This is a genomic window from Streptomyces flaveolus, from assembly GCF_014648815.1.
GTDB classification, from domain to species: domain Bacteria; phylum Actinomycetota; class Actinomycetes; order Streptomycetales; family Streptomycetaceae; genus Streptomyces; species Streptomyces flaveolus.
The window spans coordinates 114,227-135,393 of sequence record NZ_BMRV01000010.1 but is presented as its reverse complement, the minus strand read 5'-3'; the positions used below and the strand labels follow the sequence as shown (position 1 = coordinate 135,393).

Sequence of the window (21,167 nt, the reverse complement as noted above, 5' to 3'; positions counted from 1 at the left end):
ACCGCGCTGCACCGGGGCCGCGACCGGGCCCGTCAGCCGGCCCGGGACACCCAGCCGCGCTCGTACGTGTGCCAGCCCAGCTGCAGCCGGGTCGTCACCCCGGTCAGCTCCATCAGCCGCTTGACCCGGCGCTGCACCGTCCGCAGACCCAGGTCGAGCTGCTTGGCGACGCTCGCGTCCGTCAGGCCGGCCAGCAGCAGGGAGAGTATTTCCAGATCGGTGCCGTCGGGCCCGTCCGGCCCCTGCTCCGTCACACCCGACGCGCCGAGCCGCAGCGGCAGCGCATCCCGCCACACCGCGTCGAACAGGCCCGACAACAGCTCCAGCAGCCCGCTGGCGTGCACGACCAGCGCGGCCGGTTCCGCGGAGTGCGCGGTGAGCGGCACCAGGGCGAGCGCACGGTCGGCGATCACCAGCTTGGTCGGCACCCGGTCCACCACCCGCACCTGCTCGTCACGGCCCAGCGCGGCGGTCAGCTCGGTGATGCCGGTCGGCAGGTCCAGCACCGACCGCTCGACCACCACCCGGTAGCGGACCCCGCGTTCGGCGGCCTGCTCCTCCGCGTCGTTCTCCATGCCGGTGACGGCGACCGGGTTGCCGGTGACCAGCGCGCACACCTCCTCGGCGGCGCCCAGCTGGAGCTGCAGGAAGCGGCGCGCCACCGCCGCCGCGCCGATCACCACCTCCACCAGGTCGTGCACCGCCGGTTCGCCCGCCGCCGCCCGGTACTCCTCGGCCAGCAGCGCCGCCGCCAGCTCCGCCTTCTCCAGCTCGTGCCGCTGCTGGGTGAGCAGCGCGCCCAGCGCCACGCCCGGCGGCGCGGCGACCCAGCGGCCGGGCCGGGCCGACGACTGGGCCGCCAGACCGTTCTGTTCCAGCCGCCGCAGCGCACGCTCCGTGTCCTGCTCGCCGAGCGCCAGCCTCCGCGCCAGATCGGGCACGTCGGCCGCCCCCACGGACACCAGCGCCCGGTAGGCCGACTCGTGCGTGTCCTCCAGCCCCAGCACTCCCAGCATCAGGCGCCGTCCCTCCCCGAAGATCGCCAGCATTCCGCGGCGCCCGCGCGTGGCGGAAAACAGCCACGGCACAAACCCGCCTCGGAACATCATCGCCGTAGCGCCGGTCACTCTGCCAAGGTGGCGTCGCCGGGCGGTCCTCCCGTGGGGGGTGGGGCCGCCCGGCCACCCCACTCGCCACACCGTTCGACTCCGTCACCCGACACGCCGTCCGGTTGCCCGACGGCCCGGCGGATTTTCCGGATGCCCCGTTTTCAACCGGCCCCCGCGGTGGACAATCAGGAACATGAGCCAGCAGGGGGGAAGGCCCACCGGTCCCGAGGACGACTGGTGGGGGCAGCTGTACGACGACACCACCGGCGACACCGGCCCCACGGCCGCGCCCGATTCCCTGGACGACCGGTTCGCGTCGGCGGCGGGGACGGTGGGCGGCCCGGACGAAGCCCCGGACGGCAAGTCCCCACCCGACGAGCGGCCCCCCTGGTGGGCGACGCCCGAGCCGTCGGTCTTCCCGGAACGACGTGGCCACCGCGAGCAACGGGGCGTCCCCGGCCCGCGCACCGGCGACGTGCCCCGGCCGGGCGGGGCGGACGGCGGCGGGACGGCGCCCCCGCCGGTCGAGCGACCCCGCTCCGCGGGAACGCCGCAAGACCCGCCGGACGCGGAGATCCGGCCCGACGGCGGGGCGGACGCGCAGACCCCGTGGGACGCGCGGAAGCCGCGAGCGCCACGGCGCCCACCAGGACCGTGGGAGGCGCAGGAGCAACCGGAGAGCCCACCGGACGTGCAGGGTCCGTGGGACGCGAAGGACCCGCGGGACGGGCAGGGCCGGCGGGACGGGCAGGGCCCGCTGACGGCGCAGGGCTCACCGGGCCCGCGGGACGCGCAGAACCCGAACGACGTACCGGCCTCGCCGGACGGGCAGGTCCCCGGACGATCCGGGACGCGTTTGCCGCGTGCCCCCTGGGAGCCGCCGTCCGGTGCGCCCACCGGGCCGGTGACCTTCCCGCCCGCCGGGACCGGGCAGCGGACCCGCACGGCCCCGTCCGCCCGGCCGATACCCCCCGATCCGGCCCCACCCACGCCCCCGCCCTCCGCTCCGCCTCCGTCCCCACCTCCGCCGCCGCCCCCACCTCCGGCTGTCGCCTCCGCCCTGCCGCCCCCTCCACCACCGTTCCTCCCCTCGCTGCCGCCGCAGCCGCAACCGCAGTCACCGCCGCCCCGCGACGACGTAGACGACGGCCCCCGGCCCGTCGCCGACGCGTCCGCTCCCGCCCGTGACTACGTCGGTTCGGGACCACCCACCTACGACGCCGAGCCCACCGCCCTGCCGCCCGCCGACCCCGACGCGCTGGACGGTCTGGTCGCGGACACCGTGCTGGAGGGCGCCCGGTACGGGGCCTGCACGCTCCGCGCCGTCTCCCTGCGGGGCGACTCCGCGCGCTACCGGGGCGACCCCCGCCGCGACGCCCTGCTCGTCGCCCGGTTCGGCGCGGGGGACCAGGCCCTGGTCCTGGTGGCGATGGCGACCGGCGCCCGCGGGACGGCCGGGACGCACCGCGCCGCCGCCCAGGTCTGCCGGTGGATCGGCCGCGCCGTGGGCCGCAGCCACGCCCGGCTCGCCGAGGACCTGCACGCCGCCCGCCGCGGCGACCTCAAATCCGGCCTGCACCGTCTCACCGACCGCAGCCTCGGCCGGCTCCGGGCCGAGGCCGCCGAACAGGGCCTCGCCCCGCACGAGTACACGGCCACCCTGCGCTGCCTGCTCCTGCCCGCCGCCCCCGAGTGCCGCACCCGTGTGTTCTTCGGCGTCGGCGCGGGCGGACTGTTCCGGCTCCGGGACGGCGCCTGGCAGGACATCGAACCGCGCTCCGGCGACGTCACCGGAGAGCCCGTTGTCGGCTTCGGCTCACCGCCGAGCGAGACGCCCGAGGGCGACCGGCTCACCATGGACCTGGGCATCACCACCCCGCCCGGCCCGTACGCCGGACCGCCCGACGAGCCGTCCCACGAACCGTTCCGCTTCCGCGCCTCCGTAGCCCGCCCGGGTGACGTGCTGCTGATGTGCAGCGCGGGCCTGGCCGAGCCGCTGCTCGGCGAGCGCGAGCTGGGCGAACTCCTCGCGCGGCGATGGGCCGACGCCGGGCCGCCCGGCCTCGCCGGGTTCCTCGCCGACAGCGGCGTCCGGGTCAAGGGCTACGCCGACGACCGTACGGCTGCCGCCGTTTGGGAGGCGTGACGCCGCGCCCTGTGCCTCCATGGACCCATGGCCAAACAGAACGTCGCGGAACAGTTCGTCGACATCCTCACCCGTGCCGGAGTGAAACGCCTCTACGGAGTCGTGGGCGACAGCCTCAACCCGATCGTGGACGCGGTGCGCCGCCACTCCGGCATCGACTGGGTGCACGTGCGGCACGAGGAGACCGCCGCCTTCGCCGCCGGCGCGGAGGCCCAGATCACCGGGAAGCTGACCGCCTGCGCCGGCTCCTGCGGCCCCGGCAACCTCCACCTCATCAACGGGCTGTACGACGCCCACCGCTCCATGGCCCCGGTCCTCGCCCTCGCCTCGCAGATCCCGTCCAGCGAGATCGGCCTCGGCTACTTCCAGGAGACCCACCCCGAACAGCTGTTCCGCGAGTGCAGCCACTACTGCGAGCTGATCTCCAGTCCCCAGCAGATGCCCCGGCTGCTCAACACCGCCGTCCAGCACGCGATCGGCCGCTCCGGCGTCAGCGTGGTCTCCCTGCCCGGCGACATCGCCGGACAGCCCGCCCCGGAGAAGGCCGCCGAGACCGCCCTGGTCACCTCCCGGCCGACCGTCCGCCCCGGCGACGAGGAGATCGACCGGCTGGTGCGGCTGATCGACGACGCCGACAAGGTCACCCTGTTCTGCGGCAGCGGCACGGCCGGCGCGCACGCCGAGGTCATGGAGTTCGCCGGGAAGATCAAGTCGCCGGTGGGCCACGCGCTGCGCGGCAAGGAGTGGATCCAGTACGACAACCCCTACGACGTCGGCATGAGCGGACTGCTCGGCTACGGCGCCGCCTACGAGGCCACCCACGAGTGCGACCTGCTGATCCTGCTCGGCACCGACTTCCCGTACAACGCCTTCCTGCCCGACGACGTGCGGATCGCCCAGATCGACGTCCGGCCCGAGAACCTCGGCCGGCGGTCCAAGCTGGACCTCGCGGTGTGGGGCGACGCGAGGGAGACCCTGCGCTGCCTGATCCCCCGGGTGAAGGAGAAGAAGAGCCGCCGCTTCCTCGACCGGATGCTGAAGAAGCACGCGGACGCGCTGGAGGGCGTCGTCAAGGCGTACACCCGCAAGGTCGACAAGCACGTGCCGATCCATCCCGAGTACGTCGCCGCCGTGCTGGACGAAGTCGCCGACGACGACGCGGTGTTCACCGTCGACACCGGCATGTGCAACGTCTGGGCGGCCCGCTACATCACGCCCAACGGCCGTCGCCGCATCATCGGTTCCTTCTCGCACGGCTCGATGGCCAACGCGCTGCCTATGGCCATCGGCGCCCAGCTCCCCGACCGGCGCCGGCAGGTCGTCTCGATGTCCGGCGACGGCGGGTTCACCATGCTGATGGGCGACTTCCTCACCCTCGTCCAGCAGGACCTGCCGGTGAAGGTCGTCCTGTTCAACAACTCCTCCCTCGGCATGGTCGAGCTGGAGATGCTGGTGGCGGGCCTGCCCTCGCACGGCGTGGCCAACCGCAACCCCGACTTCGCCGCCGTCGCCGAGGCCTGCGGTGCCTTCGGGGTGCGGGTGGAGAAGCCGAAGGAGCTGGCCGGGGCGCTGAAGGCGGCCTTCAAGCACAAGGGGCCGGCCCTGGTCGACGTCGTCACCGACCCCAACGCCCTGTCCATCCCGCCGAAGATCAGCGCCGACATGGTCACCGGCTTCGCCCTGTCCGCCTCGAAGATCGTCCTGGACGGCGGGGTGGGCCGGATGCTCCAGATGGCCCGGTCGAACCTGCGCAACGTGCCGCGGCCGTAGCCGCGGCGCCGCCCCCGTGCCGGGGCGGAATTCGGCCGGTTCGACCGCCCGTGTGGCCGAACGGGCGTTGGTTGACCATTCGACATGACTGCCCGGGGTCCTATCGGGCAAGGATTCCCCCGTGAACGTGTTCGAGGAGTAGAAGGGAACCGACATCGGCACGCGGACGGGGGACATGGAGAGGCAGGCGGTGCCACAGCTTCGGCGCAGACTGGGCCGGGCGGATCTGCGGGCGGTGCCCGAGGCCCGCCGGGCGCTGCGCGAGCTGCTGCGGCACTGGGGCAAACCGGAACGGTCGGAGATCGCGGAACTGCTCACCAGCGAGCTCGTCACCAACGCGCTCGTCCACACCGACGACGACGCCGAGCTGACCGCCACGGTCTCGGAGCGCGGGCTGCGGGTGGAGGTACGGGACCGCGTCGCCCGGCTGCCCCGGCAGCGCGCCCCGGAACCGGACGAGAGCACCCACGGCAGGGGCCTGGTCCTGGTGCAGTCCCTGGCGGACGCCTGGGGCGTGCGGTCGCACGACGTGGGCAAGTCGGTCTGGTTCGAGCTGGGTGCCGGGGCCGCGTGAACGCCGAAGGGGCGTGACACGCGGGTCACGCCCCTTCGGCGGTGCGGGCGGGCCGTTCCCGCCGTGCCGTCCTAGCCGAACTGCTGCTCCAGGTCCTTGAGCTTGCGCTCCAGGGAGTCCAGGCGCGGCAGGGCCTGGGTGTCGTCCTCCGCGGTGAGGTCGACGGTGCGCTGGTCAGCTCCGCTGCGCACGGGCTGCAGTGAGGGAAGCTGGCGTACGGGCAGCTGCTCCGGGGTGGATATGGCAGGCTCCGCGGCGGCCCGGTCCGAACCGCGCTCCACCTGCTGCACGTCCACCTCGACCTGCCGGCCGCCGCGGCCGGGGAAGCCCCGGCCGCCGTGACCCCGGCTGATCGCCTTCAACTGGGCCCGCTCCAGGCGCTCCTGCTCGCGACGGCGCTGGCGGGTCTCCTCCTTCTGGCGCTTGTCGTCGCGCACCTCCTCGACCGCCTCGTCGAGGCTGCGCACACCCTCCAGGAGCATCAGCGACCAGGCGCGGTAGGTCTCCCGGGGGGCCCGCAGCCAGCGGACCATGCGGATCTGCGGCAGCGGACGCGGCACCAGGCCCTGCTCGCGCAGTGCGGCCCGGCGGGTCTGCTTCAGGGCCCGGTCGAACAGCACCGCGGCCGACAGGGACATGCCCGCGAAGAAGTGCGGGGCGCCCGCGTGGCCGATGCCCCGGGGTGCGTGCACCCAGTTGAACCAGGCGGCCGCGAACGCGAACGTCCACACGAGTATCCGGGAACCGAGCGCCGCGTCACCGTGGCTGGCCTCACGCACCGCGAGCACGGAGCAGAACATCGCGGCCCCGTCGAGCCCGAACGGGACCAGGTATTGCCAGCCGTCGCTCAGGCCGAGGTTCTGCTCGCCGAAGCCGACCAGTCCGTGGAACGAGAGGGCCGCGGCGACCGCGGCACAGCAGAAGAGCAGCACGTAGGAGAAGGTGCCGTAGAGGGCTTCCTTGCGCCTGCGGCGCTCCTCGGCACGCTCCCACGAGTCGTCCGCGCCCGCGTCCTTCCCCGAGGATCGCTTTCCGCGCGCGAGCACCGCCACCGCCGCCAGCATGCCCAGGAGCAGTACGGCGCCCGGAAGCAGCCAGTTCAGCGATATGTCGGTCAATCTCATCTGGGGGTCCCTTGCCTTGGGATAGGGCGTAACGCCCGCCATGGTGGCCCAAACCCGGCAGCCCTCAGGGGGTTTCGGGGCAAGAGGCCGCCAAGGGAGTGAGGGGGGTGCCCGGGGACGGCGATCTGCTCGAACTGCCGCATGAGGGACGGGAGTTGAGTTCGAATAAGAATACCCGTACGGGTGGTTCCGCGGAAAGTTCCCGCGACACGTGGGGAATGTGTGAAACAGCGTGCGGGCGTCGCGTGATCCCGTCCCGGATGATCTTAGCGGGCGCCGCCGGGCGGACGAACCGGCGGGTGGCTCAACCGGCGGTGGCGAGCAGCTTGTTGACGCGGTCCGCGTCGCAGGTGCGTGGGCAGGTGGCGCACGTGTCCTCGGGACGCAGCGTGTAGAACATGCAGCAGCTCGCCCGGTCCCGGGTGTGCAGCGGCTCGCCGTCCGGCCCGGTCAGCTCCCGGAACGCCGCCTTGCCGACGTACGGCCTGGTCGCCCCCGGCAGCAGCAGCTCCAGCTCCTGCCGCGCCCGCTCCTGCTCGCCGAACAGATGGGCGACGTACCACAGCCCCTCCACGACCTCGTCCGTCGCCATGCCCCACAGGGCCCGTCCGCGCCGGCGCATGCGCGGCCCGAACCCCGCCAGCACCGGTTCCAGGTGCTCGGCGACCGCGGCCCGCACCTCGGCCCGCAGCGCCTCCTCGTCGGCGACCACCCGGGCGCCGGGCAGCGCGGCGGCGGGATCGCCGGGCAGGCAGGCGAAGCCGGCGGGCCGCGCGGCCATGCGGCCCAGCGGCAGTCCCGCGGCGGTGCGGTCGTAGGCGACGTGCGCGGCCGGGTAGCGGGGCACCTTGCGGTGCAGGAACCACGGCACCGTGATCAGCAGGCAGGCCGGCCAGGCGTACCGGTGCAGACCGAAGCTCGCGATCACGTCGGGCCGGGCCCGCTGCCCGTAGTCCCGCACCACCTGGGCGTCGTCCCAGGCGAGGAAGGCCTCCAGCTCCGCCCCGCCGGCCGCGAGCGAGGAGGCGGCGACCCAGCCGCCCCCGCCGGGCAGCTCCTCCCCGGCGCCCGGCACGGTGACGCCCAGTCCCGGCAGGACCTCGGACAGACGCGCGTAGGAGTCCGCGACGGCCGGGTGGGAGACAGGCATGCGGGACCACCGATCCACATCAGGGCAACGGATTGCTTGAGGTAAGCCTTACCTTACCCAAGATCCTCGATGGGGGAACAGACGGGTCGAGCGCTTATCGTGCTTGACGGACCGGACACCAACCCGCCGTAATGACCCCAAGTACCGATACGTCCTGGAGGAGGACCCCGTGAAGCAGAGCACGCAGGGCTCCGCCGGGACGGACGGCCCGCGCCCGGGCGCAGCCGAGCGGATCCGGGTACCGGCCCAGCCCGGTGCCGCGGACCGGGACCGCACCCGGGACCGGGACGGTGCGCCCGACCCGTCCGGGACCGCGCGCGGCGAGCACACGCACGGCGAACTCCCGCTCGGCGGTCCCCGCGCCCTCGTGCAGCGCTCCTCCGTGCGCGGGCAGGTCCTCGACGCCCTGCGCACCGCGCTGGTCGCCGGCGAGCTGCGCCCCGGCGAGGTCTACTCGGCGCCCGTGCTCGGCGAACGCTTCGGAGTCTCCGCCACCCCCGTGCGCGAGGCGATGCAGCAGCTCGCCCTGGAGGGCGCCGTCGAGGTCGTCCCCAACCGCGGCTTCCGCGTCGTCGAGCGGGGCGCCCGGGAACTGGCCGAGCTCGCGGAGGTCCGGGCCCTGATCGAGGTGCCGGTGCTGCTGCGGCTGGCCCGCACGGTGCCCGCCGAGCGCTGGGCCCGGCTGCGCCCCGTCGCCGAGGCCACCGTCCGGGCCGCGTCCTCCGGCTGCCCGGTGACCTACGCGGAGGCCGACCGTGTCTTCCACCGCGAGGTGCTCGCACTCGCCGGCAACGACCAGCTCGTCCGGATCGCCGGCGACCTGCACCGCCGCGCGCAGTGGCCGCCGGCCGGCGTCCCCGCGACGCGGGGACGGGCCGGCCTGATCGCCGACGCGCACGAGCACACGGCCCTGCTGGACGCGCTGATCGCCGGCGACCAGGACGTGGTGCGGGCCCTGGTGGCGGAGCACTACGCCGCCGGCTGACGGGCCGGGGCCACCCCGCGTCCTTCCGGGGCCCGCTACGGGACCTCCTGCGACACCTCCCTGGACGCGCGCTCCGGCGACCGCTGCCGCGCCGCCGGTTTCCCGCCCGTGCGGCGCGAGGCGCGCCGCCCGGCGTCGCGGCCGTGCAGCTCGACGGCGAGCGGGGCGGCGGTGAACACCGACGAGTAGGTGCCGACCACCACACCGATCAGCAGGGCGACGGCGAAGTCGGTGAGCGAGTCCTGGGCGAGCACCGCCAGCGAGGCGAGGATCAGCACCGCGCCCATGCCGGTGTTGACCGTGCGCGGCAGCGTCTGCAGGATCGCCCGGTTGGTGAGCCGGTCGAACGGCGTTGCGCGGTCCTTCCCGAGCAGCTCCCGGATCCGGTCGAACAGGACCACCGAGTCGTTGACCGAGTAGCCGATGACGGTCAGCAGCGCCGCCAGGAACACCCCGTCGATGGGCTTGCCGAGCCAGGCGAACACCCCGACCAGGATGATCACGTCGTGCGCCAGCGCCCCCACGGCCGCGGTGCCGAACAGCCACCGGAAGCGGGCGGCCAGGTACAGCAGCTGGGCGCCGAGGGCCAGGCCGAGGGCGATGAGGGCGTCCCGGCGCAGCTCCTCGCCCAGGCTGGGGCCGATCAGCTCGTCGCGGAGCTTCTCCGTCTCGCCGCCGAGCTCGCCGACGGTCCGGGTGACGGTGTCCGCCTCCGCGTCGGTCAGCTGCTCGGTGCGCACCGTGAGGCCGTGGTCGCCGGAGGACTGCACGACCGCGCGCGGGAAGCCCGCGTCGGCGAGCGCGGTGCGGGCCCGGTCGGGGTCGACCTCGGTCGCCGTGGAGTACTCGATGAGCCGTCCGCCGGTGAACTCGATGCCGAAGTCGAGGCCGCGGGCCACGATGCCCGAGCCGGCCAGCACCAGGACGATGCCGGAGGCGGCCAGCCAGCGGCGCGGCCGGCGCATCAGGAAGGGGTCGCGGCGCAGCAGGGCGTCGCGGACCGGGCCGGTGGTGGAGATGCCGGTGATCCGCGGGCGGCGGAAGACCGAAGGGCGGCTCGCGGCGAACTCGGCGAGCACCCGGGTGATCACCAGGGCGCTGACCATGGAGGCGAGGACACCGATGCCCAGGGTGACGCCGAAGCCCTTCACCGGGCCGGAGGCCAGGAAGAACAGCAGTGCGGCGGCGATCAGCGTGGTGATGTTGGAGTCGGCGATCGCGCTGAAGGCGCTGCGGAAACCGGTCGTCAGCGCCGAACGCGTACTGGGCCGGGTGCGCAGGGCCTGTTCCTCCCGCGCCCGTTCGAACACCAGGACGTTGGCGTCCACCGCCATGCCGATCGCCAGGACGAAACCGGCCAGGCCCGGCAGGGTCAGCGTCGCGCCGACCGCGGCCAGGGCGGCGTAGGAGATGACGCCGTAGCAGAGCAGGGCGACGGTGGCGAGGGCGCCCATCAGCCGGTAGACGACGATGATGAACAGCGCGGTCAGCGCGGTGCCGATGACGGCGGCCCAGGCGCCGGCCGAGATGGCCTCGTCGCCCAGGGTGGCGCCGATGGTGCGCTGCTCCACGGTCTCCACCGGCACGGGCAGGGCGCCGCCCTTGACGAGCAGGGCCAGTTCGCGGGCCTCGGCGTCGTCGAAGGAGCCGGTGATCTGTGTCGAGCCGCCGGAGATGCCGGCCTTGCAGGCCACCGAGGGGTCGACCTGCGGCGAGGAGATGATCTTGTCGTCGAGCACGATGGCGACCCGGCGCTGCGGGTCCCCGGCCGGGTGACAGGCGGCCTCGCCGGTCACCCGGGCCCACTGGTCGCTGCCCTTGTCCTTGAAGTCCACGGTGACGTGCCAGCCGGCGCCGTTCTGCTGGTCGAACCGGGCATCGGCGCCCTTGACGTCCTGACCGGTCAGGGCGGCCGCCGCCAGCCGCAGCGACTGGCCGGACTCGTCCGGCAGGACGCGCTCCTTCGACGCGTCGGCCGGCTGCCCGGCCGGGGCGGCCGGTGTCTCGGCGGTGCCGAGCACCGGGTGGACGGTGAGCTGCGCGGTGCGGCCCAGCACGTCGGCCGCCTCCTTCGGGTCCTGCACCCCCGGGAGCTCGACGACGACGCGGTTCTCGCCCGAGCGGACGATGGTCGGCTCGGCGACGCCCAGCGCGTCGATCCGGCCGCGCAGCACCTCCACGGTGCGGTCGGTGGCCTCGCGGCCGGCCTTGGTGGTGGACGTGGATCTGGTCTCCAGCACGATCTGGGTGCCGCCGCGCAGGTCGAGTCCGAGGCGGACCGGCAGGGTGACGGTGATGGCCACCGCGGCGGCCATCACGGCCAGGGCGACCAGCGCGCGCAGACGCAGCGCCCGGGACTGCGAGCGGGAACGGGATCGGGGACGGGTACGTGAACGTTTCACACGGGCCTCCGGCAGGCACGCCGCGGCGGCGGCCTGCGCGGCCGCGGCGGAAGAGGAAAAGGGAGAGGACGGATCGTCAGGTGCCGGGAGGCGCGGGAGGCGCCCGTCCGCGGTCGTGGCCCGTGCGGCCGGGGGAGACGGACGGGGAGCCGGGCGGCGTCGGGGTCCGCCGTTCGTGGGCGGCCGGGGCGACACCGGTCCGGTGCGCGGTGACGGCGAGGTGGTCCGGTGCCGAGGGGCGTTCGCCGAGGTGGTCGTGGCGGGGCCTGGCCTGGGTGGCGCAGGTGCTCGGGCAGCCGTCGTCGGCGTGGAACCCGCTGTCCGGGCGGGGGAGGGCCGTGACCGAGTGGCCCGGGAGCGGCCCCCCGGGCGCCACGCGCGCGCCGGGCGCGGGCCACGCCGGGACCAGGGCCAGCAGGACGGCCAGCAGCACGGTGAGCGCCGCCGCGAGCCGTCCACCGCCGGCGCGGGGGCTCACCGGGAGGGCCCGCCGGGCGGACAGGCCGGGGGAGGCGACGCGGGGCCCGCGGGGACCGTCCGCGCGCAGCTTCTTCCCGCGGACCGGTCGTGGGGCAGGCAGGGGCGCCGCTCCTCCGGCTCGGGGTGCGGGCTGACCGGGGGTGTCGGGCTTGCGGTGGGGGTCCTTCCGGCGGGCCTGTGGTGCCCCTCCGGCTCGGGGTGCGGGCTGACCGGGGGTGTGCAGGTGGGGCCTGCGGTGGGGGGCCGCGTGTGGGTCCTTCGCCTGGGCCGGTCGGGGGGCGGCCTGTGGTGCCCCTCCGGCTCGGGGTGCGGGCTGACCGGGGGTGTGCAGGTGGGGGCTCCGGTCGCGGTCCACGCGCGGGTCCTTCCCACGAGCGGCGGGCCGGCGGGGCGTTCCGCCGGCTTCGGGTGCCGAGGGCGCGGGGACGGGCACGCCGGGCTCCGTGGCACCGGAAGCGTCCGGGTGCCGGGCCCAGGGCGCGGGGCGCATGCGCCGTCCCCTTTCGTGGTGAGGTGGGCCCGGAGCTCCGGCCGGGGAGTGGGCGACCAGAGCCCCGGGCGGTCCGGGGGAGGGGGGTCAGGGTTCGATGAGGCCGGCGCGGATGGCGTACCGGGTCAGCTCCAGCCGGTCGCGCAGGCCAAGCTTCTGCAACAGGTTCGCCCGGTGCCGCTGGACGGTCTTGATGCTGATGAAGAGGATCTCGGCGATCTCCTTCGACGAATGGCCCTCGGCGACGAGCTTGAGGACCTCCTCCTCGCGGGGGGTCAGGATGTGGTCGGCGGTCTCCTCGCCGTGCCGGACCCGGTCGAGGTAGTTGCGGATCAGGGCGGTGACCGCGCCGGGGTAGAGGAACGGCTCGTCGCGCATCGCGGCCCGGCAGGCGGCGACCAGATCCCGGTCGGCGACTGACTTCAGCACGTATCCGCAGGCCCCCGACTTCAGCGCCTGGAACAGGTACTGCTCGTTGTCGTGCATCGTCAGCATCAGGATGCGCAGCCCCGGTTTCAGCGCCGACAGCTCCCGGGCCGCCTGCAGACCGGTCAGCCGGGGCATCGCGATGTCCAGCACGGCGAGGTCCACGGCACGGGCGCGGGCCATGTCGATGGCCTCGGCGCCGTCCCCGGCCTCGGCGACCACTTCGAGGTCCGGCTCCCGGTCGAGGATGAGGCGCACACCGCGGCGTACCAGCGCGTGGTCGTCGGCGAGCAGGATGCGGATCCGGGACGGGTCGCGCGCGGGCGGTCCGGACGCGGCCGGTACGGACGCCGTCGCCTCGGCGGCGGACGGGGCGGGCAGGGACGGGTCGGACATGGTCAGGGCTGCTTCCTGGATGCGGGTACGGGTGCGGCGAGCCGGATGCGGGTGCCGGCCCCGGGCGCCGAGGTGATGTCGAGGGCGGCCCCGATCAGCAGGGCCCGTTCGCGCATGCCGCGGATCCCCGCGCCCTCGCACGCCGCCTCGATGCCGCGGCCGTCGTCGGTGATCGTGAGCACCACCGCGTCGTCGGCCCGGCCGAGGCTCACCTCCAGGCGCTCGGCGTCCGCGTGGCGGGCGGCGTTGGTCAGGCTCTCCTGCGCGACGCGGTAGAGGACCAGCTCCGTCTCGTGGTCCAGGGCGGGCAGGTCGGCCTCGAAGCGGCGGGTGACCCGCAGCCCGGTGTGGGTGGCGAAGTCGTGCGTGAGCGAGGTCAGCGCGCTGATCAGGCCGAGGTCGTCCAGGACCCCGGGCCGCAGCCGCCGCACCAGGCGGCGGACCTCGTCCAGGCTCTCCCGGGTGATCTCCTGCGCCTGGTGCAGCTCGTCGCGCAGCGGCTGGTCGGCGTCGTCCGCCGCGCGCCCCAGCACGAGCAGGATCGCGGTCATGCTCTGCCCGACCTCGTCGTGCAGCTCCTGCGCGATACGGCGCCGCTCCGCCTCCTGGGCGAGCAGGACGCGGGCGCTGCTGGTGGCGCGCTCGTGCTCCAGGCGGTCGAGCATGGCGTTGAAGGTGCGGATCAGCTCGGGGACCTCACCGCCGCCGGACACCGGGAGCCGCTGGCCGGGGCGCAGCAGGTCGACCGTGGTCATCAGCTTCGTGAGCCGGTCCAGCGGCGACAGGCCCCAGCGCAGCAGGGCGCCGTTGGCGACCAGCATGACGGCCATGCCGCCGACCAGCACGACGGCCTCGGTCAGCAGGACCGGTACGGAGACGGTCACCGGAGCCCACAGCAGCAGTGCCGTGGCGAAGCCCAGCACCACCGCGTTGAGCCCGAAGATCCGCCAGAACAGGGACACCGGGGGTACGCCTCCTTCTGCGACGCGGCAAGCCTCTACCTTCGGTCATCGCGCACCCCGGTCGGAGCTGCGGCCCTTGGTCACGACCGAGCCTGTGCCCAGCCTGCCCCTTCCGCCCCGCCGGGTCGATGGGGTCCGACCCCCATTTCCCGGGTGCGCCACACCCATACGGCCGCAGCCGGACACCGGGGAGTGGATGCTCCGCCCCCGGGCAAATGGGGCCTGCGCCCGATGGGAAACCGCCTCCGGCCCGGCCAGGGTTGAGGGTGACCAGGACTTCGTCGTGCCGTACTCCCGACGACCTGCCGTACTCCCGAGAGAAGGACTCATCGTGTCGCTCGACGCCTCCCGCATCGAACCCCGCCCCGAGCGGCTGACCGCCCACGAGGCCCGCCAGCGCCTCGAGCACGCGCGCAACACCCGCATGACCCAGCTCCAGGCCCTCCGCGAGAGCAGCCAGGACGACCAGCTGATGTCCGCGCAGAAGACGGCCATCGAACGGGTGCTCAAGGAGATCGAGGAGGCCTTCGCGCGCGTCGAGAACGGCAGCTACGGCACCTGCCTCGGCTGCGGCAAGCCCGTCCCGGGCGAGCGTCTGGAGATCCTTCCCTACACGCGGTACTGCGTCGCCTGCCAGCGCCGCGCCGCCGCCTGAGCACCGCCGTCCGGCATACGTCTCCCGCCCTGCCGAGGGGTGAAGTGGTGAATCAACAGATCATCGACGGCGGCACACGTCTGTCGCCCGAGGACCTCGCCGTGCTCCGTGACGACCTCCTCGAGCAGCGGGCGTTCCGCGAGGAGCAGCTGCGGCAGATCACGACCGTCCCGACCCGCGCCGACGACCGGCTCCGGCGGCGCTCCGTCGCGCAGACCGAGGTCCGGGTCCAGCTCGCGGCCTCCGCGCGCATGGTCCTCGCCGACGTGGAGGCGGCGCTCGACCGCATGGCCGAGGGCCGCTACGGCTCCTGCCACCTGTGCCGGCGCCCCATCGCCCGCGAGCGTCTGGCGATCGTGCCGCAGGCCCGCTACTGCGCCCGCTGCCAGCAGGTGCGGGAGGCCGGACGATGACCGCGGTCCGGCGCCCCCGTGCCGCCCTGTCCCGGCACCGGCCGTGGCCCCTGTGCCGGCAGTGCAGCGGCGTCGCCCTCGACATGGGCAGCGCCCGCACCCGTGCCTGGGTCGCCGGGCGGGGCATGATCCTCGACGTGCCGACGGTCACCTTCCCCGGCGCCGGCGCGGTGTATCCCATCCAGCGCGGCTCCATCGTCGACACCGAGGGCACGGCCCGGATGCTCGACCGGCTGCTCGGTCCCCGCCTGCCCCGCTTCACCCGCCCGCTGGTCGTGGTGACCGCGCCCGTCCTCGACGGGTTCGCCTACCGCACCGAGGCCCGTACGGCGGTGGAGGTGCTGCGTCCGCGCAGCGTGCTGACCGTCCCCAGCGCGCGGGCCGTCGCCCTGGCGGCCGGAGCGGACCTGTCCCGGCCGCTGCTGGTGGTGGACCTCGGCGCCCATCTCACCGAGGTGGTGCTGCTGGTGGACGGCGCCGTCTTCGACGCGCGCCGCACCGCGCTGGGCACGGACGACCTGGACGCCGCCACCCCGGCGACCCGGATCGCGGAGGCGGTGGCCGACATGGTGACGTCGATGCTGCGCCAGGACCGTACCTCCCTGACCGTCGACGCCCTGGGCAGGGGACCGCTGCTGGCCGGCGGGGGCGCCCTGCGTCCCGAGATCACCTGCCGTCTCACCGCCACGCTGCACGCGCCCCTGCGGGCCGTGCCGGCGCCGCACACCGCCGCCGTCCGCGGGGCCGCGCGGCTCCTGGAGGCCGCCCACGCCCACCCGTCGACCACGGACCCCGGCCCGGACACGGACCCACCGGACCGGTGCCCCCACTGACCACGGCCGCGGCCCCACCCCCGGAGCCGGCCGCGGCGGCGACGCCCCCGTCCCCCGCCGCCGCGGCCGGCACCGGCACCCACGGCCCCTCTCCGGCTGCCCCGGACCCTGGAAGGAGGCACACCGTGGCCGGCGACATACCGCGAGCGCAGCCACCACCGGCACCCGCGCCCCGCCAGTACCCGTACGTCCTGCTGTGGCGGTGGCGCCGCAACCCGTTGCGGCGCCGTACCGACCGCATGCAGGCGTGGATCGTCCTCGGACTGCTGCTCGCCGCGCCGGCGGCGGCCCTGGCGGCGATGTTCACGGCCGGCGACGCGGCGTACCGGCACTACCGCGACACCGCCGCGCACCAGGAACGCACTCGGGACCACGTCCCCGCGGTCCTCGTCCACGACGCCCCGCGCCACCCGGAACCCGGGTCGGACGAGGCACGCAGGACCCGCTACCCGGCCGAGGTCCGCTTCACCGCGCCGGACGGCGGGACGAGAACCGGGAAGGCCGACGTCGAACCCGGGCTGCCCGCGGACAGCACCGTCCTGGTCTGGGTGGACAGGGCGGGTGGGATCACCGACCCGCCGCTGGACGCCGGGCAGATCCGCAGCCGCACCATGGGCTGGGCGATCCTCGCCTTCCTGGGCGTCACCCTCACCGGTCTCGCGGCGCACGGTATCACCGGCCTGCTGCTGCACCGGCGCAACCTCACCGAGTGGGACAGGGCATGGGCGGCCACGTCACCACGCTGGAGCAGGTCTCCCTGAGGCCCACCGACCGGCCCGGGCCGGCACACCCCGCCGTCAGGCCGTCGCCGCCCCCGCCGCCGGTGGGGTCAGCTGGCGGGCCAGCCAGGTCGGTACGCCACCGAGCAGGCGCAGCAGTCGTCGCGCCTCCTCCCGCAGCCGGGAGGCCTCCGGTTCCGACTCCGCGTCCGCGAGCGACACCAGCGCCGGGGCCGTACCGACGAGGTACCCCAGCTCCTCGCGGATGCGGAGCGACTCGGCGAAGCCGTGCCGCGCGTCCGCCAACTCGCCCTCCCTGAGCGCGAGTCCGGCCAGATGGCGCCAGGTGGACGACTGGAGCAGCGGATCGTCCTGCGCGGTCGCCCCGGCATGCGCCCGCCGGTACGCCGCGCGGGCGGCCTGCGGCGAGCGGGTCAGGTTCTCCGCGACCAGCCCGCGCCGGAAGTCCAGCAGCGCCCGCCCCCGTGCCCCCGGCGCGATCAGGGCCGCCGCCCGGCCCAGCGCGGCCCGCGCCTCGTCGGCCCGGTCGCGCACCCCGTGCACGGTGGCGGCGTAGGCGAGCTGACCGCGTTCACAGGCGGCGGCCCCGCGCTCGTCGTCGGTGTGGGCCAGCGCCTCGGCGGTGCGCAGCGCGTCCTCCGCCTCCGCCCAGCCCTGCTCGGTGTACAGGCACCGCTCCACCAGCAGCGCCGCCCGCTGCAGCGCGGTGGCCGCGGTGACCGGCTGCAACAGCGCCACCGCGTCGGCCCAGCAGGCGCGCGAGCGCAGCCGCCACACCGCGGTCTGGAGCGGATCGTCACCCTCGGTCGTTCCCCAACCAGAACCAGCCATGGCGGAATGCGCCACGTCGCCCTCCCCAAGCACGCCATCGAGCCGTCGAGTGGTGGCCGCATCTCAGCACGAATCGAGGCGCCCGGCCAAGAGGGTGGGTGAAAGATTTCACAAAGTGGTGGGAGTTTCGGCTGGCCGAGGTTTGGGGCGCCTCGGACCCCGCGTCTCAGCTCATCCGCAGTGCCAGGAAGAAATCGAGCTTGTCCTCGAGGCGCGACAGGTCACGTCCCGTCAACTGCTCGATCCGCCCGACGCGGTAGCGCAGCGTGTTGACGTGCAGGTGGAGCCGGGTCGCGCAGCGCGTCCAGGAGCCGTCGCAGTCGAGGAAGGCCTCCAGCGTCGGGATGAGCTCGGCGCGGTGGCGGCGGTCGTAGTCCCGCAGCGGGTCCAGCAGCCGGGCCGTGAAGGCGCGGCGCACGTCGTCCGGGACGAAGGGGAGCAGCAGCACGTGCGAGGCCAGTTCCTGGTGGCCGGCCGCGCACACCCGGCCGGGCCGGGCCGCGGCGACCCGCCGCGCGTGCCGGGCCTCCTCCAGCGCCCCGCGCAGGCCCTCCGCCGAGTGCACGGCCGCGCTGACGCCGAGCGTGAGCCGCCCGTCGCCGTCCAGTCCGGCGGACAGCGGGTCCCGCACGGTCGTCAGCAGCGCGTCGGCGAGGATCCCGGCCTCGGAGCCGTCGTGCTCGCTGGAGACCGCCGGCAGCGGCACCAGCGCGATGGCCTCCTCGCCCGTGTGCGCCACGGCGATGCGGTCGGAGGGCTCGGGGCCCGCCGCCAGCGGGTCGACGAGGATCTCCTCCAGGAGCCGCTGGGCGACCGGCCCGTCCTCGACCTCGCCGTCCTCCCACTCGACGCGGGCCACGACGACCTGCCAGTGCGGAGCCGCGCCGAGCCCCGGCAGCAGCACCGGCGCCGCGACCCGCAGCCGGGCCGCGATCTCGGCGGGCGCCGCGCCCGTCTGCACCAGTTCCAGCACCTCCTGTGCGAGCCGTCGCCGCACCGTGCGCGCCGCGTCCCGCCGGTCCCGCTCGACCGCTATCAGCTGGGTGACGCCGTACAGCAGGTCCAGTCGCTCCTCGGCCCACTCGCCGGCGTCCGCCTCCACGACCAGCAGCCAGTCGGACAGCACGCTCTCGCGCACGTCCCGCGGAACCTGCGGCGTACGTCCGCTGCGCACCGGGAAGAGGCTGTACGCCGTCCCGCCCACCGTCACCCGGTGCGGTGCCCGGCGGCCCGCCCGGGTCGCGGCCAGGTGCTCCGCCGCCAGCTTCGCGCTCGTCTCGGCGGGCAGCGCCGGACCCGAGTCCTTGGGGACCGCGACCGGCCGCCCGGTCGGGGACAGCACCCAGGCCCGCAGGTCGAGGTCGGAACCGAGCAGGTCGAGGACGACATCGGGGCCGCCGCCCGCCGGCCCGGAGGTCATCATCCGCCGGTGCCGGTCCACCACGGCCGCCAGGTCCCCGGCCCGCTCGCCGGACACCTGGCGCACCACGTGCTCGGTGATGGTCGCGAACGCCACTGACTCGTTCACCGCGAACAGCGGCAGCCGGTGCCGCGCGCACGCCACCACCAGGTCCTCCGGCACGCTTCCGAGCTCGGCCTCGCCGGCGGCCAGGGCCGCCACCCCGGCCTGCACCAGGATCCGGACGAACGGTTCGGAGTCGGCGGTGTCCCGGCGCCAGGCCAGGCCGGTGAGGACCAGCTCCCCGCCGGAGAGATAGCGGCTGGGGTCCCGCAGGTCGGTGGTCATCACGCCCCGCACGGAGCGGTCCAGCTCGTCCTCGCCGCCGAGCAGCTTGAGGCCCAGCGCGTCGGTGTCCAGCAGTGCGCGCAGCCGCATTCTCGTCGCCGCCGTTCTTTCGTCTCGAAATGTTCGCTTGATCGTGGTGGGTCCGGGTCAAGGGACCGGTCGGCGGGCCGGCGAGCGCCGCTCGCCCGCTTCCGAGCTGTGTTCCAGGTCACGCGGCTGTTTCGCCCGTTTCCAGAGGAAGACGAGGAGGTTACTGAGGGCCTCCGTTCATACGAATCTACAAGATGCCCGCCGTGGCCAGCCAACTCCTTCATGGTTTCTGCGACTGACCCAGGTGGAGCACCGGGCGGTGTACTGAGCCCACTCCACGTGAACAGCACATGAACGAACCGGGCCCGTCGCTCACGGATTGGCTCAAACCCGTACGCCCCACAAGACGATGAAGAGAGCCGGTCATGGACTTCCTTCGCCCCGCCAGTTGGGAGGAGGCGCTCGCCGCGAAGGCCGAGCACCCCACCGCTGTGCCGCTTGCGGGTGGCACCGACGTGATGGTCGAGATCAACTTCGACCACCGCCGGCCCGAGTACCTCATGGACCTGAACCGCATCGGCGATCTGACCGAGTGGGAGGTCCAGGAGGATTCCGTACGGCTCGGTGCCTCCGTGCCCTATACGAAGATCATGGAGAACCTGAGCACCGAGCTGCCGGGTCTCGCCCTCGCCTCGCACACGGTCGCCTCCCCGCAGATCCGTAACCGCGGCGGCGTGGGCGGGAACCTCGGCACCGCATCCCCGGCCGGCGACGCACACCCGGCACTGCTCGCCGCCGGCGCCGAGGTCGAGGTCGAGTCGGTGCGCGGCGCCCGCCGCATCCCGATCGACGCCTTCTACACCGGCGTGAAGCGCAACGCGCTGGAGCCCGACGAGCTGATCCGCGCCGTGCACATCAAGAAGGCCGACGGCCCGCAGCAGTTCTCCAAGGTCGGCACCCGCAACGCCATGGTCATCGCCGTCTGCGCGTTCGGCCTGGCCCTGCACCCCGACACCCGCACGGTCCGCACCGGCATCGGCTCGGCCGCGCCCACCCCCGTGCGGGCGGCGGCCGCCGAGGACTTCCTGAACGCGGCGCTCGAAGAGGGCGGCTTCTGGGGCAACGGAAAGATCATCACGCCGTCGGTCGTCAAGCAGTTCGCGGACCTGTGCGCCGCCGCCTGCAATCCGATCGACGACGTACGGGGCACCGCGAGCTACCGCCGCCACGCGGTCGGCGTCATGGCCCGCCGGACCCTCACCTGGACCTGGGAGGCGTACCGCGGCGCCCACCGCACCACGGAGGGAGCTGCGTAATGCGCGTCAACTTCACTGTCAACGGACGTCCGCAGGAGGCCGACGACGTGTGGGAGGGCGAGTCCCTGCTCTACGTGCTGCGCGAGCGGCTCGGCCTGCCCGGCTCCAAGAACGCCTGCGAGCAGGGCGAGTGCGGCTCCTGCACGGTCCGCCTGGACGGCGTGCCGGTGTGCGCCTGCCTGGTCGCGGCCGGTCAGGCCGAGGGCCGTGACGTCGTCACCGTCGAGGGGCTGGCGGACTTCGCCCAGCAGCGCGCCGGGGGCGGCGCCTGCGGCAACGGCGGCGACCGGGGCACCACGCTCGACGAGGCCAAGCGGTGGCGGGCCCAGGGCACCGACTCGGGGACCGGCGAGGGCACGGAACTGGCCCCGATCCAGCAGGCCTTCATCGACGCCGGCGCCGTCCAGTGCGGGTTCTGCACGCCGGGTCTGCTGGTCGCCGCCGACGAGATGCTGGAGCGCAACCCGGACCCGACCGACGCGGACATCCGCGAGGCGCTGTCGGGCAACCTGTGCCGCTGCACGGGCTACGAGAAGATCATGGACGCGGTCCGCCTGGCGGCCGCCCGCCAGTCCGAGGGGGTGTGAG

At 74.5% G+C, this 21,167-nt stretch carries 18 protein-coding genes and 1 pseudogene; 10 read left to right on the top strand and 9 right to left on the bottom strand.

Going from position 1 to position 21,167, the window contains the following annotated elements:
- Positions 1-32 precede the first annotated feature (32 nt).
- Positions 33-1,016 (bottom strand): helix-turn-helix transcriptional regulator, encoded by a 984-nt coding sequence (locus IEZ05_RS23050; RefSeq protein ID WP_189232231.1) that lies wholly within the window; start codon positions 1,014-1,016, stop codon positions 33-35.
- Between the two features lie 286 nt (positions 1,017-1,302).
- Here IEZ05_RS23050 and IEZ05_RS23045 point away from each other — a divergent pair.
- From IEZ05_RS23045 to IEZ05_RS23035, 3 genes and pseudogenes are all read left to right on the top strand, one after another.
- Positions 1,303-3,141 (top strand): annotated as a pseudogene (locus IEZ05_RS23045) (protein phosphatase 2C domain-containing protein); the annotation flags it as partial.
- A 141-nt stretch (positions 3,142-3,282) separates the two neighbouring features.
- Entirely contained in the window at positions 3,283-5,025 is a 1,743-nt protein-coding gene (locus tag IEZ05_RS23040) for a pyruvate dehydrogenase (RefSeq protein ID WP_189232115.1), read from the top strand.
- 175 nt (positions 5,026-5,200) lie between these two features.
- Complete coding sequence (locus IEZ05_RS23035) at positions 5,201-5,599, top strand: ATP-binding protein (protein ID WP_189232114.1); 399 nt, start codon at positions 5,201-5,203, stop codon at positions 5,597-5,599.
- 71 nt (positions 5,600-5,670) lie between these two features.
- Here the strand turns inward: IEZ05_RS23035 and IEZ05_RS23030 are convergent, their stop codons facing one another.
- Both IEZ05_RS23030 and IEZ05_RS23025 read right to left on the bottom strand, forming a co-directional pair.
- Entirely contained in the window at positions 5,671-6,723 is a 1,053-nt protein-coding gene (locus IEZ05_RS23030; protein WP_189232113.1) for a DUF2637 domain-containing protein, read from the bottom strand.
- A gap of 304 nt (positions 6,724-7,027) precedes the next feature.
- Positions 7,028-7,873: a (2Fe-2S)-binding protein gene (locus IEZ05_RS23025; protein WP_189232112.1), complete on the bottom strand. Its 846-nt coding sequence runs from the start codon at positions 7,871-7,873 to the stop codon at positions 7,028-7,030.
- Positions 7,874-8,042: 169 nt separating this feature from the next.
- Here IEZ05_RS23025 and IEZ05_RS23020 point away from each other — a divergent pair, with 169 nt between their 5' ends.
- Complete coding sequence (locus tag IEZ05_RS23020; protein WP_189232111.1) at positions 8,043-8,858, top strand: GntR family transcriptional regulator; 816 nt, start codon at positions 8,043-8,045, stop codon at positions 8,856-8,858.
- 35 nt (positions 8,859-8,893) lie between these two features.
- Here the strand turns inward: IEZ05_RS23020 and secD are convergent, their stop codons facing one another.
- The 4 genes from secD to IEZ05_RS23000 form a co-directional block, all read right to left on the bottom strand.
- Positions 8,894-11,260 (bottom strand): protein translocase subunit SecD, encoded by a 2,367-nt coding sequence (gene secD / locus IEZ05_RS23015; protein WP_189232110.1) that lies wholly within the window; start codon positions 11,258-11,260, stop codon positions 8,894-8,896.
- A gap of 76 nt (positions 11,261-11,336) precedes the next feature.
- Positions 11,337-11,738: a hypothetical protein gene (locus IEZ05_RS23010; RefSeq protein WP_189232109.1), complete on the bottom strand. Its 402-nt coding sequence runs from the start codon at positions 11,736-11,738 to the stop codon at positions 11,337-11,339.
- A 579-nt stretch (positions 11,739-12,317) separates the two neighbouring features.
- Positions 12,318-13,052: a response regulator gene (locus IEZ05_RS23005; RefSeq protein ID WP_189232108.1), complete on the bottom strand. Its 735-nt coding sequence runs from the start codon at positions 13,050-13,052 to the stop codon at positions 12,318-12,320.
- A 2-nt stretch (positions 13,053-13,054) separates the two neighbouring features.
- A complete protein-coding gene (locus tag IEZ05_RS23000; protein ID WP_189232107.1) occupies positions 13,055-14,014 on the bottom strand; it encodes a HAMP domain-containing sensor histidine kinase in 960 nt (319 codons plus the stop codon).
- 331 nt (positions 14,015-14,345) lie between these two features.
- Here IEZ05_RS23000 and IEZ05_RS22995 point away from each other — a divergent pair, with 331 nt between their 5' ends.
- The 4 genes from IEZ05_RS22995 (at position 14,346) to IEZ05_RS22980 (ending at position 16,676) form a co-directional block, all read left to right on the top strand.
- Complete coding sequence (locus IEZ05_RS22995) at positions 14,346-14,669, top strand: TraR/DksA C4-type zinc finger protein (RefSeq protein ID WP_189232106.1); 324 nt, start codon at positions 14,346-14,348, stop codon at positions 14,667-14,669.
- A 44-nt stretch (positions 14,670-14,713) separates the two neighbouring features.
- A complete protein-coding gene (locus tag IEZ05_RS22990) occupies positions 14,714-15,082 on the top strand; it encodes a TraR/DksA family transcriptional regulator (RefSeq protein WP_189232105.1) in 369 nt (122 codons plus the stop codon).
- Complete coding sequence (locus IEZ05_RS22985) at positions 15,079-15,915, top strand: rod shape-determining protein (protein ID WP_189232104.1); 837 nt, start codon at positions 15,079-15,081, stop codon at positions 15,913-15,915. The genes IEZ05_RS22990 and IEZ05_RS22985 overlap by 4 nt, the downstream gene beginning before the upstream one ends.
- Before the next feature lie 125 nt (positions 15,916-16,040).
- Positions 16,041-16,676, top strand: a complete 636-nt coding sequence (locus IEZ05_RS22980) for an Rv1733c family protein (RefSeq protein ID WP_189232103.1) — start codon at positions 16,041-16,043, stop codon at positions 16,674-16,676.
- Between the two features lie 36 nt (positions 16,677-16,712).
- Here IEZ05_RS22980 and IEZ05_RS22975 read toward each other — a convergent pair whose 3' ends face one another.
- Both IEZ05_RS22975 and IEZ05_RS22970 read right to left on the bottom strand, forming a co-directional pair.
- A complete protein-coding gene (locus tag IEZ05_RS22975; protein WP_229869818.1) occupies positions 16,713-17,486 on the bottom strand; it encodes a hypothetical protein in 774 nt (257 codons plus the stop codon).
- A 166-nt stretch (positions 17,487-17,652) separates the two neighbouring features.
- Positions 17,653-19,323 (bottom strand): PucR family transcriptional regulator, encoded by a 1,671-nt coding sequence (locus IEZ05_RS22970; protein WP_189232101.1) that lies wholly within the window; start codon positions 19,321-19,323, stop codon positions 17,653-17,655.
- 365 nt (positions 19,324-19,688) lie between these two features.
- Here IEZ05_RS22970 and IEZ05_RS22965 point away from each other — a divergent pair, with 365 nt between their 5' ends.
- A complete protein-coding gene (locus IEZ05_RS22965; RefSeq protein ID WP_189232100.1) occupies positions 19,689-20,579 on the top strand; it encodes an FAD binding domain-containing protein in 891 nt (296 codons plus the stop codon).
- Positions 20,579-21,166: a (2Fe-2S)-binding protein gene (locus IEZ05_RS22960; protein ID WP_189232099.1), complete on the top strand. Its 588-nt coding sequence runs from the start codon at positions 20,579-20,581 to the stop codon at positions 21,164-21,166. The genes IEZ05_RS22965 and IEZ05_RS22960 overlap by 1 nt, the downstream gene beginning before the upstream one ends.
- Position 21,167: the final 1 nt, after the last annotated feature.